The following is a 15,929-nucleotide window of genomic DNA, read 5'->3' on the forward strand; positions in this document are numbered from 1 at the left end:
TCATCTATGCGGCGAAATAAGCCGCGTTTCATTTCTCAGAACGTGAAATTATCTTGCGATGCGGGAGCATGCACTTGCACCCTTTGAAGGGATACAGCTTGAACTCCGTAATACCCGTAGGCTTCAGCCTCCAATGGGAATTCGTCGTCTTCGTGAAAGAAGGGCTCCGAGATAAGGCTATTACAGGCCCGCGGCAGGCCCTTAACTTCCTGCTGGAGGATTTTGATATTCAAGCGGGTGCGCATTATCGGGCCGCCGTCTCCGACTGCAGACAAGCTCTTTGTTACCGCTGCGATATAGAAGTTGCCCGCACTTCGTTTATCATTGCTTATGCCGAGTACATGGTGAAGACGGAGCATTAGCGATCCACATATTCGCGCTGGCTTGAAGTCGGATCGAGGGAACCTATCTGAGGCTCGCCTTGGACATTGTCCGGCACGAGGCTCGCGCTCTGGCGGACCAGCGCGGGCCTCTTTTGATGATGGGCGGTGGATGTCAGCTTTCGGCCCCAAACCGGTCATTCCATACCTCGCTGTGCAACGTAGACGACTTCGGAAATGAAAGCACTTTTTTCCGAGGTATAGCTATCACCATCATACGGGAAATGGTCCGCAAGGCGGCGTTTCAGATTCGAGTATTTCAAGGCTGTATCGTTGTGCTGACGGAGGTAATTTCGGAAAAGTATCCGCCGCTCATGCGTCCGGTTAAAAGGTGAGCAGAGATAGGCCCTTATCTGGGGTAGAGAGCATTTCAAAAGGAAGGCCCAAACATCATCGTCATACCGATTGCCGCGAGCCTCAAAGCCAGCGCCGATGAGAGCCGCGCTCGCCTCAGCAATGTCTCCGAGGCTCGACAATACGACGTCCACGTCAAGTACCGGCTTTGCGGCCAATCCCGGCACTGCGGTGCTGCCGACGTGCTCGACCGCTACGACATATCCCCCGAGTATATTCCGCAAGAGGATTTCAGCCGTCGAAAAGTCATCTACCCACTTCGGGTCGTAGGGAACAATTTCAACCAAAGTCGGCATGTGAGCGAATCCGTGATCGTGGAGGACGGACCAAAGTTAGCCTATCCAGTCCGCGTATGTCTCCTCGTGGCGCTTTGTTGCCGTCAATGCTGCAGCGGTAGCCTCGGAACCGCCCACCCCGTTTGGTCAACGTGCGAGGGAAACACCGCTTACGTTGATCCGATCGGAGCGACAGAACGACTTGTCGGACTGCCGCCGCCGCTATTATTGGAATTGGCTCAGATGATGCTGCTTGAGTTTTCCACCGGCAGCGCCGGAAAGACGGGAGAAACAGTTGACCGAGAAATCACGTGACGAAGCGAGCGCTCTGGATGCCAAATTCGAAGCGGAGCTTTCGTTAAGCCCCTTACTCGAAGGGTGGGCGTTAGCTCAGGACGGTGGATGGATCCATGCCTGGTTTTTCGGACATCCCGAGATCGAGGACGGCACCCACGGCCATACTTCCCGGATGGTCGAAATCGATGCCGGCCCAAATCCTCGATGGGCCCGCTCGGAAAATCGACTGTATCGCCTCGGAACCTTCTATCCCCCAGCCGAGCGCGAGATCCGCTATTGGACGCAGAAGCACTCCGGAAAGCCTGTTGCTGTTGGCGAAGCCCCAGGCGGCACCGATGTCGAGATGATGATTACGTTTCTTCGATCTAGCGGGCGTATTCGTAGTTCTAAGATCGATCGTCTGGAGAATGCCTACTTTAACGAGGGAAAACAAATATCTTCCAGGCCGTGAACTCATAAGTTCCAAGAGTGGTAGCGGCTACTTTTCTTGCTCCGTACGTTTCTAGGTCGACGCTCGAAATCACATGCATGAACATGCGAAAAGGCCCGCCGAAACGACGGGCCTTTTCCAAGATCGTGAAGGCAATCACGCGCGGTCGACGATGTCCTTAGCCGAGTCCTTGGCTTTACCCTTGAACTGCTGCGCGTCGCCCTTAGCTTCCTGCGCTGCGCCCTTGGCCTGCATCTCGCGGTCATTCATTGCTCACCGGCAGCCTGACGTGCCTTACCAGCCATTTCGTTGGTCTTACCTGCGACCTTGTCGGACATGCTTCCCATGTCAATTCTCCCTATAAATCGTTTGTGATATCAACCTAACCTGAATGCGGCGGCGTTCGTTCCATCGAAATGATCACACGGACGGCATGGGGGCGATTACTCTGCCGGGACCATCTCTTCTCGACGCCCATCGCGGACATTGGCGGCCGCCATAAGCGTCCCGACGCCAGCAACGCTGAGCATGATACAAACCCCGCTCGATCCGAAGGTGTCGATCAGCCAGGCTGCGACGACCGGCGTAAGGGCGGCGCCGACGATCCAGCTCAGATCGGCCGCAATGGCCGAGCCCGTGTAACGATCCCGGCGAGAGAACTGGCGGGCGACAAGACGTGGGTTCTGGCCGTAGGTGAGGCCCAGCAGGGCAAAGCCGACGATGATGAAGGCTCCTGTGCCGATCCCATCGCTCTGAAGTAAAATCAGGCTTAGCAATGCGAAGACGACGGTTGCCGCACCACCTGTTCGGACGACGCGCAATGCCCCAGTCCGCTTGCTTAGAAACGCGCCGGCGAAGATGGACGCGATGCCCACGATGACGCCGATGATCTCGTAGATGAACAGCGACCCGATCGATGCAGAATCGCGGGCAACCGCACGGCCGAGCGGGTACAGCGTGATCAGAACAAGCGTGGCAATCCCTGCAAAGGGAACGATGGCTCCTGTCCATACGGCGCGCCAGTTCTCAATTCTCGATATCGGCTTGGGGTCAAGCTGGAAGTCCTTGGTCGCCTCAACGAATTCGGAACTGGCGACGATGCGGAGCCTTGCGAAGAGGGCGACGACATTGATGGCGAATGCCACATACATCGGGTAGCGCCAGCCGAATGCCAGGAAGTCTTCCGGCGACAGCGAGCTGTGGATGTATGTGAAAATCAGAAGCGCAAGGCCGAACCCGATCGGCGCGCCAAGTTGCGGCATTGTTGTGTACCAGGTCCGCTCGGACGGCTGAGCGTTAGCCGCAGCTACAGAGGTCAGGCCGTCGAAGGCGCCGCCCAGCGCAAGTCCTTGTAGTGCACGAAAGACGATTAGCAGGATGACGGCGGTCGATCCGATCGAATCGTAAGACGGAATAAACGCCGTGCCGGCTGTAGAAGCGCCGAGCAGAAGCAATGCCGCAGTCAGTTTTGATCCACGCCCATACCGCCGCTGGATGGCGAGGAATAGCGCAGACCCGAAAGGCCGCGTCAAATAACCGATGGCGAACACGAGAAGCGAATAGGTCAGCCCTATCGTGGGATCGCCTGCGAAAGAAAAGATCAGCGCAGGGAAAACCAGGATTGATGCTATCCCGTAGGTGAAGAAGTCGAAGAATTCAGACGCCTTGCCGATAACCATACCTAGTGCGACGCTTTCGGCCTTCGGTTCACGATCGTCGTACATGGCCTGCACTGACTGCTCTTGGGGTGTTGAAGACGGTTCTGATCCGGCTGACATGGCGGCCTCATTGTTGTGCTGCGGGGATATGGCCAAAACTCGTGACCCGCCGAACCGTTCCGCACCGCAGCATTTTGGGGTAATAGATGCGCCGAATGCTGCGCTGCAATAAATTCTCTCGTCATGGCGGGGAAGTGATGGCCACCGGCACTCATTTGGGTCGTTGTCGCTGCGGCAGTCAGGAAGCGTTCATCTCGATAACCCGAATGGAACTGCCATCCTTATAACAGATGAAAAGAAAGTTCGTTATGCCGTCGTCGGCGGCGGACAGATCACTCAGAAGGCATTCATGCCCGGCATAGGCCAAACGGACAACTTAATGCGCTGGTCTTGCTACCCGATCTTCGGCGGCGATCCGTGTCAATAGATCTCTTCACTAAATGCCGGCGGGACCGTTCAAGGGTAACTGTCGGCGAGTTGCTGCCGGCTGAATTCAATGAAACCATAGTCGACATCGAAAGCATGGGTGGAGTCACGCGTGGAAAAATTGGAAGTTACCTCGGGGCTTCTCGATCTTCGAGCAATGAGCAGCAGAGCACTTGAAGCAGCAGGTCTAGCTGCCCCTTCTGAAGACGTGGTTGAACTGGCGCAACGGACAGTCGTGCACCTGGAAACGGCCAACGATTTCGATATCGCACTCATCTCCAAATCGACGGAGCTGTGCCGCAACTATTTCACTTACCTACACTCGTTCAAGCTTGAGCTCATCGTCGCCGAACTCTGGGATCTCCATGGTGTACTCAGAGGCTCTGCAAATCCATTCGCTGTCGCCCGCGCTGCGTCCGACGTAAAGGGTAGAGTAGCATCGTTGATTGATCGGGTATCGACTATCCAGGCGTAAGACTTGATTCATGGCGATCAGCTATCACGGCACCGAGAGGTGACCATGGTAGCAGATTTAAATCGTTTACAGAGTCAGTTGGAAGCTTTCGACGAGCTTGCCCAGAATGAGATGAAAGAGAGATACGGGGAGGCGGTCAAGTCTATCGACCACCACCTAGCTGAGTTCGGAGAGAGTAATCGACTTGGTTTAGCGCGCGCACTCGTAGTAGCGCACGGCTTCGCAGCGCGCTACTATATGGCCTTCGGAGAACCAGTAAATACCGACGCATTTCCGGGTGACGTACAAACCGGTGACGGACCAGCCTACCGCGGGAACTTTATCGGCCACTCTTCTAGCCTTCAAAATCTTGAAGACGAGTTGTTCGAATTCTTGGCCGATAGGTACCCGTCTTTGCGACAGGAGTTTTTGAAACTGCTTGAAGAAGGTTGGATTGCAGCAGTCCTTGAGCCTTCGCGAGCTGAGTGACGCGCGCCTGAACTTCGCCTCTCGTCACGCTGTTTGTTTTGGTGTTCGATGAGGCATTCATCCGGCGTTACGAAGTTTCCTCGCTCTAGGAAAAGGTCCAGCGACGCCAGCAAAGCTGGTCGGCGCAACACGGCTGCTATCCAATCGAAGGTCGGAAAATCATTCCTGCAGCGGCGGCATTACAAAGTGAACCGCGCCGGCTTTGCCGGAGACCCCAACTCGTGAGACGTAGGGTCTGTGACAAGCAAGACGACGAACAACTTTTTCTCCTGAAGTCCGCGCCCGCGCCGTTCGAATGGTGGCTGATCATGAAGCCGAACATCCTTCCCGGTCGGCGGCTGTATCTTCCATAGCGGCCAAGATCGGCCGCTTGGCGCATACGCTCAATGAATGGGTGAAGAAGGCCGAGGTCGTCAGCGGCAAGCCTGCAGGTTTTCCGAGTGACGTGGCGGAGAAGATGAAGGCGTTGGAGCGGGAGAACCGGGAGCTTCGTCAGGCGAATGAGATTTTACGCAAAGCCTCGGCGTATTTTGCCCAGGCGGAGCTCGACCGCCCAGTGAAGCGATGATTTCCTTCATCGATGCACACCGCATGCCGGTGCATCGGGACGAAATTAGGGGCGGTGTCCACCCAAAATTAGGGACATGCATTCGCGCACTTTATGCGCGGAATCGAGTGCTTTCGAGCCATTGTTGGCGGACGGATTCAGGTGTGTAATTTCCAACTCTTAGAGCCATGCGTAGAGCGCATATCTGGCGTTCGAAAACTTGCCTAGAATTTGGGCGAGAATCGATTATCTTGAGGGTGTCGAAGCGATGTACCTCCTCCCACATCGCCAGATGAGCGGAACCTTACTCCTCCTCCCAGAGGTTCTGCACCAGAGCAGCGGCACTCCTCCTCCCAGCCGTTACTCATCAGTTCAAGAAGCCTGCCGCACCTCCTCCCGCGGCAGGCTTTTTGCTTTTCTGGCGCTCTATTATGCCGTGAAAATCTTCGCATTTTTTGCGTTTTGCGTTGCAGCGGTTTTTCTGCCGTCGGCTATAAGGCCTTGATGCGCCACGTGTTCTTGCCGGCCGCCTTTGCTTCATAGAGCTGCATGTCCGCGATCTTGGCAAAGCTTTCGAGGCTGGCCGGCTTTTGAAAGGACCATGCGCCGCCAACGCTCGCGCGGGCAATCACGGATGCTTCCGGCAGGAGGATGGGGCGTGCGAGCGAGGTGACGATGCGTGCGGCAATATCCTCGAAGGCTGCTTGTGCAACATCGACTGCAATCACGAACTCGTCGCCGCCCATGCGGGAGACAACGCCCTGCTTTCCAACCGCGCTGATGAGGCGATTGGCGGTTTCGATCAGGACGCCGTCACCGGCGGCGTGGCCGTGAAGGTCGTTGACGGCCTTAAAACCATCAAGGTCGACGGTCAGCAGGCCGCAGCCTGAAACGAAAGTCGACTTGAGGAAGTGCTTGAGGAGGCCACGTCGGTTGAGCAGGGCCGTCAAAGCGTCGGTTTCGGCGCTCGTTTCCAGCTGCTGCAGCCGGTTGTGTTCGTCGGTGAAGTCGATCACCGCGCCGACGATGCGCAGAGGGTTGCCTTTCGGGTCCCTCAACAGGCGGCGGTCACAGCGCATCCAGCGCTCGCCCCGGCTGGTATCGAGCCGATATTCGGCGACGGACTGATCGACCTTGCCTTCGACCAGCGGTGCCAGGGTTGCTCCAGCGCGGTCCCTGATTTCGATATGGTCGAGATAACCCTGAAGATCGAGCGGAGGCGTTCCGGGCCCGCCGATAAATTCGGCCAGTTTTGCCGAGGTTTCGAACCGCAGGCTTTCGACATCCATGTGCCAGAAGCCGCCGCGGATTGCCTCCATGGCAAGTTCGAGCTGGGCCGCGCGTTCGGCAAGCTGCCTTTCAGCGCGTTTCTGCTCCGTCATGTCCTCGATCTGCGAGATGAAGCGGATGACCTGACCTTGCGGGTTGCGCATGGCCGTCACTGTCAGCATGGTCGGAACCACGGTGCCATCCGGCTTCAGATAGCGCTTTTCAAGGCGGTAGCCGTTGCGTCGCCCGTCCAGCACTTCGCCAAAAAGCTCCAGATCGATATTCAGGTCTTCCGGATGGGTGAAATCCTGGAAAGGCTTGGAATCAAGTTCGGAGCTCGAAAGCCCGACAATGCGCGAAAAGCTGTCATTGGCACGAAGGACGCGGCCAAGTGTATCGACGAGCGCGATACCGATCGGAGCCGCCTCGAAAGCATAGTCGAAAAGCAGGCGGCGATCCTCGTCGTGATCGATCCCGTCTGTATTCGATGCCTTGACGTTATGCTTCATCTTTCCGGAGGCTCCAGGCAGTATTTCGGTTCGATCCGGTCTTTGGCAACACTCTCCTTTGCCGCACAAGTCCCGGTAATAGCTGGGCTAATTTAGTGTGGCGAGTTAAAGAAATCGAAAACGCCGTGCAGGGCGCGCATCCGCGTTGCCAATTGCCGCGTTTTCGCGCAAAGTGAAAGAAAAACGAAAGGGGAGGGTGATGTGCATCTGACGGACCGTCAGGCGAAGATCATTGAGCAGGCGCGGTCTGTGGGGCGTGTTCTCGTCGAGGATCTGGCCTCACAATTTACGGTGACGCCGCAGACGATTCGCAAGGATCTCAACGACCTCTGTGATGCCCAGCTTTTGACCCGTATCCACGGGGGCGCCACATTTCCGCGCGGCACCGAGAACATGCGCTACGAAGCGCGCCGCCAGATCGCGGCCGGCGAGAAACAGGCGATCGGCGCTGCGGCCGCTGCGGCCATTCCCGATGGCGCCTCGCTCTTCATCAATATCGGCACGACGACGGAAGCCGTAGGCGAAGCTTTGGCGGGCCATCGCGACTTGATGGTGATCACAAACAATATCAATGTTGCCAATACGTTGAGACTGATTGATGAGATTGAAGTTATCATTGCAGGCGGTGTCGTACGGCAGTCGGATGGCGGCATTGTCGGTGAGGCAGCTGTCGATTTCATCCGCCAGTTCAAGGTCGATTATGCCGTGATCGGCGCCTCGGCGATCGATGCGGATGGCGCACTTCTCGACTACGATTTTCGCGAAGTGAAGGTCGCCCAGGCGATTATCGCCAATGCCCGGCATGTCATTCTCGTTGCCGATTCCAACAAGTTCCAGCGAACTGCACCGGTGCGGATAGCACAACTTTCGCAGGTTCATACCTTCGTCACGGATCGATGCGAATCCGAGGCTATTCATGCGCTCTGTCGGCAGAGCGGCGTTACGCTGGTCGAGGCAGCTAGCGGCTTACGGGCGCAGGAAGAGGCAGAGATATAATCTTTGCGTGCATTCGTTTGACATTCGGAAGGTTTTCGATTTAATGGCTTTGACTTTCGAAAAAGCGGCGCTTCAGATCGCGATATTCGGGTCGGTGAGGGAACGATGAGCGAGATCATTCACGATCTTTTCGTCATAGGCGGGGGTATCAACGGCTGCGGCATTGCCCGCGATGCTGCTGGGCGCGGTTATTCCGTGGCGCTTGCCGAGATGAACGATTTCGCCTCCGGCACGTCCTCCGGCGCCACCAAACTCATCCATGGCGGGTTGCGATATCTCGAGCATTACGAGTTTCGTCTCGTGCGCGAATCGTTGATGGAGCGCGAGGTCCTATGGGCCATGGCGCCGCATATCATCTGGCCGATGCGCTTTGTCCTGCCCTATCACAAGGGCGGTATCCGCCCGGCCTGGCTGATCCGGCTTGGCCTGTTCCTCTATGACCATCTCGGTGGCCGCAAGCTGCTGCCGCCGACGGCTGTTCTCGACATGCGCAAGGATGCGGCTGCCAAGCCGTTGAAATCGCTCTTCACCAAGGCCTTCGAATATTCGGACGGCTGGGTGGATGACGCCCGCATGGTCGTGCTCAACGCCCGCGACGCCGCCGACAAGGGCGCTAGGATCATGCCGCGCACCAAGGTCGTTTCGGCACGCCGCGAAGACGGTGTCTGGCTGATCGAGACGCGCGATGCGGACGATCGCAGCGAAACCCATCGCGCCCGCATGCTGGTCAATGCCGCCGGCCCCTGGGTCGATCAGGTCATTCGCGCCGCTTTTGGCCAGAACGAGGCGCGACACGTCCGTCTGGTGCAGGGCAGCCATATTGTCGTGAAGAAGAAGTTCGAAGGTCCGCGGGCCTATTTCTTCCAGAACCCGGATAACCGCATCATCTTTGCCATCCCCTATGAAGGCGAGTTCACGCTGATCGGCACGACGGACCGCGATTTCAAGGCCGACCCGAAAGATGTCCGGATTTCCGAGGAGGAAACCGTCTATCTCTGCAATGCGGCGAGCGAATATTTCAAGGAGCCGGTGCGGCCGGAAGATATCGTCTGGACCTATTCGGCCGTGCGGCCGCTGTTCGACGACGGCGCTTCCAAGGCACAGGAAGCGACGCGCGACTACGTGCTGAAGCTCGAAGCCGAACAGGGTGCGCCGCTGCTCAACGTTTTCGGCGGCAAGCTCACCACCTATCGGCGCCTGTCGGAACATGCGCTGGAAAAGATCGGCGAGGCGATCGGCGTCAAGGGCAAGCCCTGGACGGCCGGCAGCCATCTGCCGGGCGGCGATTTCCCGGCGCGCGGTTACGAGGATCAGGTGGCGAAGCTGAAGGCGGCTTATCCTTTCCTGGCCGACAGCCATGCACGCCGTCTCGTGCGCCGCTACGGCACCCGCTCGGCCCTGCTGCTCGGCAAGGCGTCGAGTGCCGCTGACCTTGGAAAACGTTTCGGTGGCGATCTCTATGAGGTGGAGGTTCGCTACCTGATCGAACACGAATGGGCAAAAAGCGCCGCCGACGTCCTTTGGAGGAGGACGAAGGACGGATTGCGTCTGTCGGAAGACGAAAAGAGGCTTTTGGAGGAGTACATGGCCGCGATACCGGCTCAGATGATGGCTGGTTAAAACGGCATGTGTTCCCGCTGTGAGGAGGCAGGGGAACCGGAATGCTGGAATTGCGAAAAGCCGCGAAGATGGTGGCGGGTGAATATCACATTCACCCGACCGACCTTGCATTCGAGCGCGGCTCCCTGAACGTGCTGCTTGGCCCGACCCTGTCGGGCAAGACGTCGCTGATGCGGCTGATGGCCGGTCTTGATAAGCCGACCGAAGGCTCCGTTTATTTCGACGGCGCAGATGTCACTGGCCTTGCCGTGCAGAAGCGCAATGTCGCGATGGTCTACCAGCAGTTCATCAATTACCCGCTTCTCAGCGTCTACGAAAATATCGCCTCTCCTATGCGTATTGCCGGCAAGGATGCTGCGACGATCGACCGCGAGGTGCGCAAGGCCGCCGAACTGATGCGGCTGACGCCCTATCTCGACCGCACGCCGCTCAATCTTTCCGGCGGCCAGCAGCAGCGCACGGCGCTTGCCCGCGCGCTGGTCAAGAATGCAAGCCTCGTCTTGATGGACGAGCCGCTGGCCAATCTCGATTACAAGCTTCGTGAGGAACTGCGCGAGGAACTGCCGAAGATCTTTGCCCAGTCGGGTGCGATCTTCGTTTATGCGACGACCGAACCTTCGGAGGCGCTGCTGCTCGGCGGCAATACGGCGACGCTTTCCGAAGGTCGGGTCACGCAGTTCGGACCGACGATCGATGTCTATCGCCGGCCGGCCGACCTGATGACGGCAAAAACCTTTGCCGATCCGCCGCTCAACGTCATCGACGTGGTGAAGGCGGGCGGCAATTTTGCCGAACAGGGCGGCGGCAATCTGCCTGTGCCGGCCCATCTTCGCCAGATCGCCGACGGGCCGATGGCGCTCGCCTTCCACCCGCACCATGTCGGCTTTTCGCGCCAGACGCCGGATGCGGCGGCACTCAAGGCCCGCATGCAGATTTCCGAAATCACCGGCTCGGAAAGTTTTTTGCACCTGAGTTATGGCGGCAGGCGCTGGGTCATGCTGGCGCCGGGCATCCACGACATCGATCCCGATACGGATATCGAGGTCTTTCTCGACACCCGCCATCTGATGGCATTCGACGCCCATGGCCGCGCCATCGCGGCCGGCGCGGCTTGAGGGGGATAAGGACATGGCACGGATCACCCTCGACCATATCCGCCACGCCTACGGCCCCAATCCGCAGGCCGATACGGATTACGCCCTTCGCGAGGTTCACCATGAATGGAAGGATGGCGGCGCTTATGCGTTGCTCGGACCTTCCGGCTGCGGCAAGACCACGCTGCTCAACATCATTTCCGGGCTGCTGCAGCCCTCGCATGGGCGCATCCTGTTCGACGGCAAGGACGTCACCGACCTTTCCACCCAGGCCCGCAACATCGCCCAGGTCTTTCAGTTCCCGGTCGTCTACGACACGATGAGCGTCTACGACAATCTCGCCTTCCCCTTGCGCAATCGCGGTGTCGCCGAAGCGGACGTCGATCGGCGCGTCAAGGAAATGCTCGAAATCATCGACCTCTCGGATCGGGCAAAACGCAAGGCGCAAGGGTTGACGGCGGACCAGAAGCAGAAGATTTCGCTCGGTCGCGGGCTGGTGCGCAACGATGTCAACGCGATCCTGTTCGACGAACCGCTGACCGTCATCGACCCGCATATGAAATGGGTTCTGCGCTCGCAGCTGAAACGGCTGCACAAGCAGCTCGGTTTCACCATGGTCTATGTCACCCATGACCAGACCGAAGCGCTGACCTTCGCCGACAAGGTCGTTGTCATGTATGAGGGCCAGATCGTTCAGATCGGTACGCCGGCGGAACTGTTCGAAAAACCGCGCCATACATTCGTCGGGTATTTCATCGGCTCGCCCGGTATGAATGTCATGCCGGTTTCGCTCGATGGCGCCCGCGCTGTGGTCGGCAGTCAGGATATTGCGCTCGCAGAGGCGCCGAAGTCCGTCGCCGGTGACCGGCTGCAGCTCGGCATCCGGCCGGAATTCATCCGCATCGGCCGTGAAGGCATGCCTGTCCGTATCGACCGGGTGGAGGATATCGGCCGACGAAAGATCGTCCGCGCCGATTTCGAGGGGCGGCCGATCGCCATCGTCGCGTCGGAAGATGTCGAGATCCCGGCAGAACCGAAAATCGCCTTCGATCCGGCCGGCGTCCACATCTATGTCAATTCGTGGCTGGCAGGCTCTCCAGCAACAGCCGGGGAGGCGTGAACCATGGAAAAGACATGGAACAACAAGGCCTGGTTCCTGGTCCTACCGGTCCTGCTGCTCGTCGCCTTTTCGGCGGTGATCCCGCTGATGACGGTGGTCAACTATTCGGTTCAGGACACTTTTGGCAATAACGAGTTCTTCTGGGCCGGCACGGACTGGTTCACCGAAATCCTGCATTCCGACCGTTTCTGGGCGGCCTTGCAACGCAATCTGCTCTTCTCCTTCATCATTCTCGCACTGGAAATTCCACTCGGCATCTTCATCGCCCTCAACATGCCGAAAAAAGGCTTGGGCGTGCCGGTCTGCCTCGTGCTGATGTCGCTGCCGCTGCTCATTCCGTGGAACGTCGTCGGCACGATCTGGCAGGTTTTCGGGCGCGTCGATATCGGCCTGCTCGGTCATACGCTCGAAGCGCTCGGCCTCGACTACAACTATGTCCGCGATCCGCTCGATGCCTGGATCACCGTCATAGTCATGGATGTCTGGCACTGGACGAGCCTGGTCGTGCTTCTCTGCTATGCCGGTCTCGTATCGATCCCGGACGCCTATTATCAGGCGGCGAAGATCGACGGAGCCTCGCGCTGGGCCGTGTTCCGCTATATCCAGCTGCCAAAAATGAAGCGTGTTCTTCTGATCGCCGTGCTACTGCGCTTCATGGACAGTTTCATGATCTATACCGAACCCTTTGTCGTCACCGGCGGCGGGCCGGGTAATTCGACGACCTTCCTGTCGATCGACCTCGTCAAGATGGCGGTCGGCCAGTTCGATCTGGGGCCGGCGGCGGCCATGTCGATCATCTACTTCCTGATCATCCTGCTGATGTCGTGGATCTTCTACACGGTCATGACCAGCAGTGATGCCGATAACTGAGAAAGGAGGATTACCCCATGGCGGAAGTCAAGAAATACAAGCCTGCCGGAAATCTCTCCTGGCTCGTTTCGACGCTCTATATCGTCTTCCTGCTGCTGCCGATCTACTGGCTCGTCAACATGAGCTTCAAGGAAAACAGCGAGATCAACGGTACGTTCTCGCTGTGGCCGCAAAACCCGACGCTCAACAATTACGCTGTCATCTTCACGGATCCGTCATGGTATTCGGGTTACATCAACTCGATCATCTATGTGGTGATGAACACGGTGATTTCGGTCGCAGCCGCACTGCCGGCAGCCTATGCCTTCTCGCGCTATCGCTTCCTCGGCGACAAGCACCTGTTCTTCTGGCTGCTCACCAACCGCATGGCGCCTCCGGCGGTGTTCGCGCTACCCTTCTTCCAGCTCTATTCGGCCTTCGGGCTGATCGATACGCATATCGCTGTCGCCTTGGCGCATTGCCTGTTCAACGTGCCGCTGGCGGTCTGGATCCTCGAAGGTTTCATGTCCGGCGTGCCAAAGGAAATCGACGAGACCGCCTATATCGACGGTTATTCCTTCCCGCGCTTCTTTGTGCGGATCTTCATGCCGCTGATCGCATCCGGCATCGGCGTCGCCGCCTTCTTCTGCTTCATGTTCTCATGGGTGGAACTGCTGCTTGCCCGCACACTGACGACGACGGACGCAAAGCCGATCTCGGCAATCATGACCCGTACCGTCTCGGCGGCCGGCATGGACTGGGGCGTGCTGGCTGCTGCCGGCGTACTCACCATCGTGCCCGGCGCGCTCGTCATCTATTTCGTCCGCAACTACATCGCCAAGGGCTTTGCCCTCGGGCGCGTCTGACAGGGAAGGATACGACCATGAACTTTACCTGGATGGCCTGGACGCTGCCTACGGCCCTGTTTTTCGTGACGATCCTGATTTTCCTGCTCGGCATGAGCGTCTGGGAATATTTTGCGCCGGGCGGTTCGCCGCGCATCGGCATCCTGCGCTTCGAGACGACGCGGGGGGACCGGTTGTTCATCTCGCTGCTCGGCGCCGCATTCATTCAACTCGCATGGCTGGGGCTGGTCGGCCCTAACCTGTGGTGGGCTCTTGGCCTCGCAGTGGTCTACGCCATCGGCGTTTTCCGCTTCGTCTAGGGCAAGCTGAAAGGCGGCCCGGGGAGGGGCGCCAAACCGATATCGTGCAATCGCAAACTCTGGGAGGACATTATGCGACGGCATCTACTCACAACGACGGCAGGCATGTTGCTGGCTCTGGCGGGTTCCGCCTATGCCGGCATGGACGAGGCAAAACAGTTCCTCGGCAAGGAAATCGGCACACTCTCGACGCTTTCGCCGGCCGAGCAGGAAAAGGAAATGCAGTGGTTCATCGATGCGGCAAAACCCTTTGCCGGCATGGATATCAAGGTGGTTTCCGAAACGCTGACCACCCATGAATACGAATCTAAGGTTCTGGCGCCTGCCTTCACGGCGATCACCGGCATCAAGATCACCCATGACCTGATCGGCGAAGGCGACGTGGTCGAAAAGCTGCAGACACAGATGCAGTCGGGCGAAAACATTTATGACGCCTATGTCAACGATTCGGACCTGATCGGTACCCATTGGCGCTACCAGCAGGCCCGCTCGCTGACCGACTGGATGGAAAAGGAAGGCAAGTCCGTCACCAATCCCGGTCTCGACCTTGCCGACTTCATCGGCACGTCGTTCACGACCGCGCCGGACAAGAAGCTCTACCAGCTGCCCGACCAGCAGTTCGCCAACCTTTACTGGTTCCGGTACGACTGGTTCAACGACGCCAAGAACAAGGCCGATTTCAAGGCCAAATATGGCTACGACCTCGGCGTGCCGGTCAACTGGTCAGCCTATGAGGATATCGCCGAATTCTTTACCGGCCGCGAGATCGGCGGCAAGAAGGTGTTCGGCCATATGGACTACGGCAAGAAGGACCCGTCGCTCGGCTGGCGCTTCACCGATGCCTGGCTCTCGATGGCCGGCAATGGCGACAAGGGCCTGCCGAACGGTCTGCCGGTTGACGAATGGGGCATTAAGGTCGACGAGAAGTCGCGGCCGGTCGGCTCCTGCGTCGCGCGCGGCGGCGATACCAACGGCCCGGCATCCGTTTATGCGATCCAAAAATATCTCGACTGGATCAAGGCTTATGCTCCGCCGGCTGCCCAGGGCATGAACTTCTCCGAATCCGGCCCCGTGCCGGCGCAGGGCGAAGTGGCGCAGCAGATCTTCTGGTACACGGCGTTTACCGCCGATGCGGTCAAGAAGGGCCTGCCCGTCGTCAACGAGGACGGCACGCCGAAATGGCGCATGGCACCGTCTCCGCATGGCGTCTACTGGAAGGACGGCATGAAGCTCGGTTACCAGGATGTCGGTTCCTGGACGCTGATGAAATCGACGCCTGAAAAGCGTGCGCAGGCGGCCTGGCTCTACGCCCAGTTCGTCACCTCGAAGACGGTAGACGTGAAGAAGAGCCATATCGGCCTCACCTTCATCCGTGAATCGACCATCCGCGACAAGAGCTTTACCGAACGTGCGCCAAAACTTGGCGGTCTGGTCGAGTTCTACCGCTCGCCGGCCCGCGTCCAGTGGTCGCCGACCGGCACCAACGTGCCTGACTATCCGAAGCTGGCTCAGCTGTGGTGGCAAGCTGTCGGTGACGCGTCCTCGGGTGCCAAGACCGCGCAGGCGGCGATGGACTCGCTGTGCGCCGAACAGGAAAAGGTGATGCAGCGTCTCGAACGTGCCAAGGTCCAGGGCGATATCGGCCCGAAACTGGCCGAAGAGCATGACCTTGCCTACTGGAACAAGGATGCGGTCTCCAAGGGCAATCTTGCGCCGCAGCTGAAGATCGAGAAGGAAAAGGAAAAGCCGATCACCGTCAATTACGACGATCTGGTCAAGAGCTGGGCCGACGCCAAGAAGTAATGCCGTCACTGGCTTAGAAAAAAAAGACCGCGCCGGACTTCTGTTCGGCGCGGTTTTTTTATGGGTTGTTGCCAAGGTCCTTGCGACCGTCATCCGGGCGGGGCGCGCTTTCGCAAAGGCTGCGCCGGCCGCAT

Annotated in this window: 15 protein-coding genes, 2 pseudogenes and 1 other annotated feature; of the genes and pseudogenes, 13 read left to right on the forward strand and 4 right to left on the reverse strand. The window is 58.4% G+C overall.

Annotated features, from left to right (window positions below; genetic code table 11):
- Window positions 1-98: 98 nt before the first annotated feature.
- Window positions 99-362, forward strand: coding sequence for a DUF982 domain-containing protein (locus FHW37_RS00080; protein ID WP_186458090.1), 264 nt, complete (start codon window positions 99-101; stop codon window positions 360-362).
- 155 nt (window positions 363-517) lie between these two features.
- Here FHW37_RS00080 and FHW37_RS00085 read toward each other — a convergent pair whose 3' ends face one another.
- Window positions 518-1,030 carry a GrpB family protein gene (locus tag FHW37_RS00085; RefSeq protein WP_145631052.1) on the reverse strand — a complete coding sequence of 171 codons (513 nt, stop codon included), beginning with the start codon at window positions 1,028-1,030 and terminating at the stop codon, window positions 518-520.
- A gap of 274 nt (window positions 1,031-1,304) precedes the next feature.
- Between FHW37_RS00085 and FHW37_RS00090 the strand changes: the two genes are divergently transcribed.
- A complete protein-coding gene (locus FHW37_RS00090) occupies window positions 1,305-1,757 on the forward strand; it encodes a hypothetical protein (protein ID WP_145631054.1) in 453 nt (150 codons plus the stop codon).
- A 135-nt stretch (window positions 1,758-1,892) separates the two neighbouring features.
- Here FHW37_RS00090 and FHW37_RS00095 read toward each other — a convergent pair.
- Window positions 1,893-2,083 (reverse strand): annotated as a pseudogene (locus tag FHW37_RS00095) (CsbD family protein).
- Window positions 2,084-2,179: 96 nt separating this feature from the next.
- A complete protein-coding gene (locus FHW37_RS00100) occupies window positions 2,180-3,460 on the reverse strand; it encodes an MFS transporter (RefSeq protein WP_186458091.1) in 1,281 nt (426 codons plus the stop codon).
- 532 nt (window positions 3,461-3,992) lie between these two features.
- Here FHW37_RS00100 and FHW37_RS00110 point away from each other — a divergent pair.
- The 3 genes and pseudogenes from FHW37_RS00110 to FHW37_RS00120 form a co-directional block, all read left to right on the forward strand.
- A complete protein-coding gene (locus tag FHW37_RS00110; protein WP_145631061.1) occupies window positions 3,993-4,355 on the forward strand; it encodes a hypothetical protein in 363 nt (120 codons plus the stop codon).
- Between the two features lie 45 nt (window positions 4,356-4,400).
- On the forward strand, window positions 4,401-4,823 hold the full coding sequence (locus tag FHW37_RS00115) for a hypothetical protein (RefSeq protein WP_145631063.1): 423 nt from the start codon (window positions 4,401-4,403) through the stop codon (window positions 4,821-4,823).
- Window positions 4,824-5,060: 237 nt separating this feature from the next.
- A pseudogene (locus tag FHW37_RS00120) lies at window positions 5,061-5,414 on the forward strand (transposase); the annotation flags it as partial.
- Window positions 5,346-5,481, forward strand: a sequence feature (AL1L pseudoknot). Its footprint overlaps the pseudogene before it by 69 nt.
- A gap of 380 nt (window positions 5,482-5,861) precedes the next feature.
- Here the strand turns inward: FHW37_RS00120 and FHW37_RS00125 are convergent.
- Window positions 5,862-7,148, reverse strand: coding sequence for a diguanylate cyclase domain-containing protein (locus FHW37_RS00125; protein ID WP_145631065.1), 1,287 nt, complete (start codon window positions 7,146-7,148; stop codon window positions 5,862-5,864).
- Window positions 7,149-7,349: 201 nt separating this feature from the next.
- Here FHW37_RS00125 and FHW37_RS00130 point away from each other — a divergent pair, with 201 nt between their 5' ends.
- The 8 genes from FHW37_RS00130 to FHW37_RS00165 all read left to right on the forward strand — a co-directional run bounded on the left by FHW37_RS00130 (window position 7,350) and on the right by FHW37_RS00165 (window position 15,795).
- Window positions 7,350-8,144 (forward strand): DeoR/GlpR family DNA-binding transcription regulator, encoded by a 795-nt coding sequence (locus tag FHW37_RS00130; protein ID WP_145631067.1) that lies wholly within the window; start codon window positions 7,350-7,352, stop codon window positions 8,142-8,144.
- Between the two features lie 105 nt (window positions 8,145-8,249).
- Complete coding sequence (gene glpD, locus FHW37_RS00135; RefSeq protein WP_145631070.1) at window positions 8,250-9,764, forward strand: glycerol-3-phosphate dehydrogenase; 1,515 nt, start codon at window positions 8,250-8,252, stop codon at window positions 9,762-9,764.
- A 41-nt stretch (window positions 9,765-9,805) separates the two neighbouring features.
- Window positions 9,806-10,879 carry an ABC transporter ATP-binding protein gene (locus tag FHW37_RS00140; RefSeq protein WP_145631072.1) on the forward strand — a complete coding sequence of 358 codons (1,074 nt, stop codon included), beginning with the start codon at window positions 9,806-9,808 and terminating at the stop codon, window positions 10,877-10,879.
- Between the two features lie 13 nt (window positions 10,880-10,892).
- Window positions 10,893-11,978 (forward strand): ABC transporter ATP-binding protein, encoded by a 1,086-nt coding sequence (locus tag FHW37_RS00145; protein ID WP_145631074.1) that lies wholly within the window; start codon window positions 10,893-10,895, stop codon window positions 11,976-11,978.
- A 3-nt stretch (window positions 11,979-11,981) separates the two neighbouring features.
- Window positions 11,982-12,848, forward strand: coding sequence for a carbohydrate ABC transporter permease (locus tag FHW37_RS00150; RefSeq protein WP_145631076.1), 867 nt, complete (start codon window positions 11,982-11,984; stop codon window positions 12,846-12,848).
- Between the two features lie 17 nt (window positions 12,849-12,865).
- On the forward strand, window positions 12,866-13,693 hold the full coding sequence (locus FHW37_RS00155) for a carbohydrate ABC transporter permease (RefSeq protein ID WP_145631078.1): 828 nt from the start codon (window positions 12,866-12,868) through the stop codon (window positions 13,691-13,693).
- 17 nt (window positions 13,694-13,710) lie between these two features.
- Window positions 13,711-13,992 carry a DUF2160 domain-containing protein gene (locus FHW37_RS00160; protein WP_145631081.1) on the forward strand — a complete coding sequence of 94 codons (282 nt, stop codon included), beginning with the start codon at window positions 13,711-13,713 and terminating at the stop codon, window positions 13,990-13,992.
- A 72-nt stretch (window positions 13,993-14,064) separates the two neighbouring features.
- The gene (locus FHW37_RS00165) at window positions 14,065-15,795 is read left to right on the forward strand and encodes an ABC transporter substrate-binding protein (RefSeq protein ID WP_145631084.1); all 1,731 of its coding nucleotides are present in this window, start codon (window positions 14,065-14,067) and stop codon (window positions 15,793-15,795) included.
- Window positions 15,796-15,929 lie beyond the last annotated feature (134 nt).

Origin of the sequence: Neorhizobium alkalisoli (assembly GCF_007829835.1) — a bacterium.
Lineage (GTDB): Bacteria > Pseudomonadota > Alphaproteobacteria > Rhizobiales > Rhizobiaceae > Neorhizobium.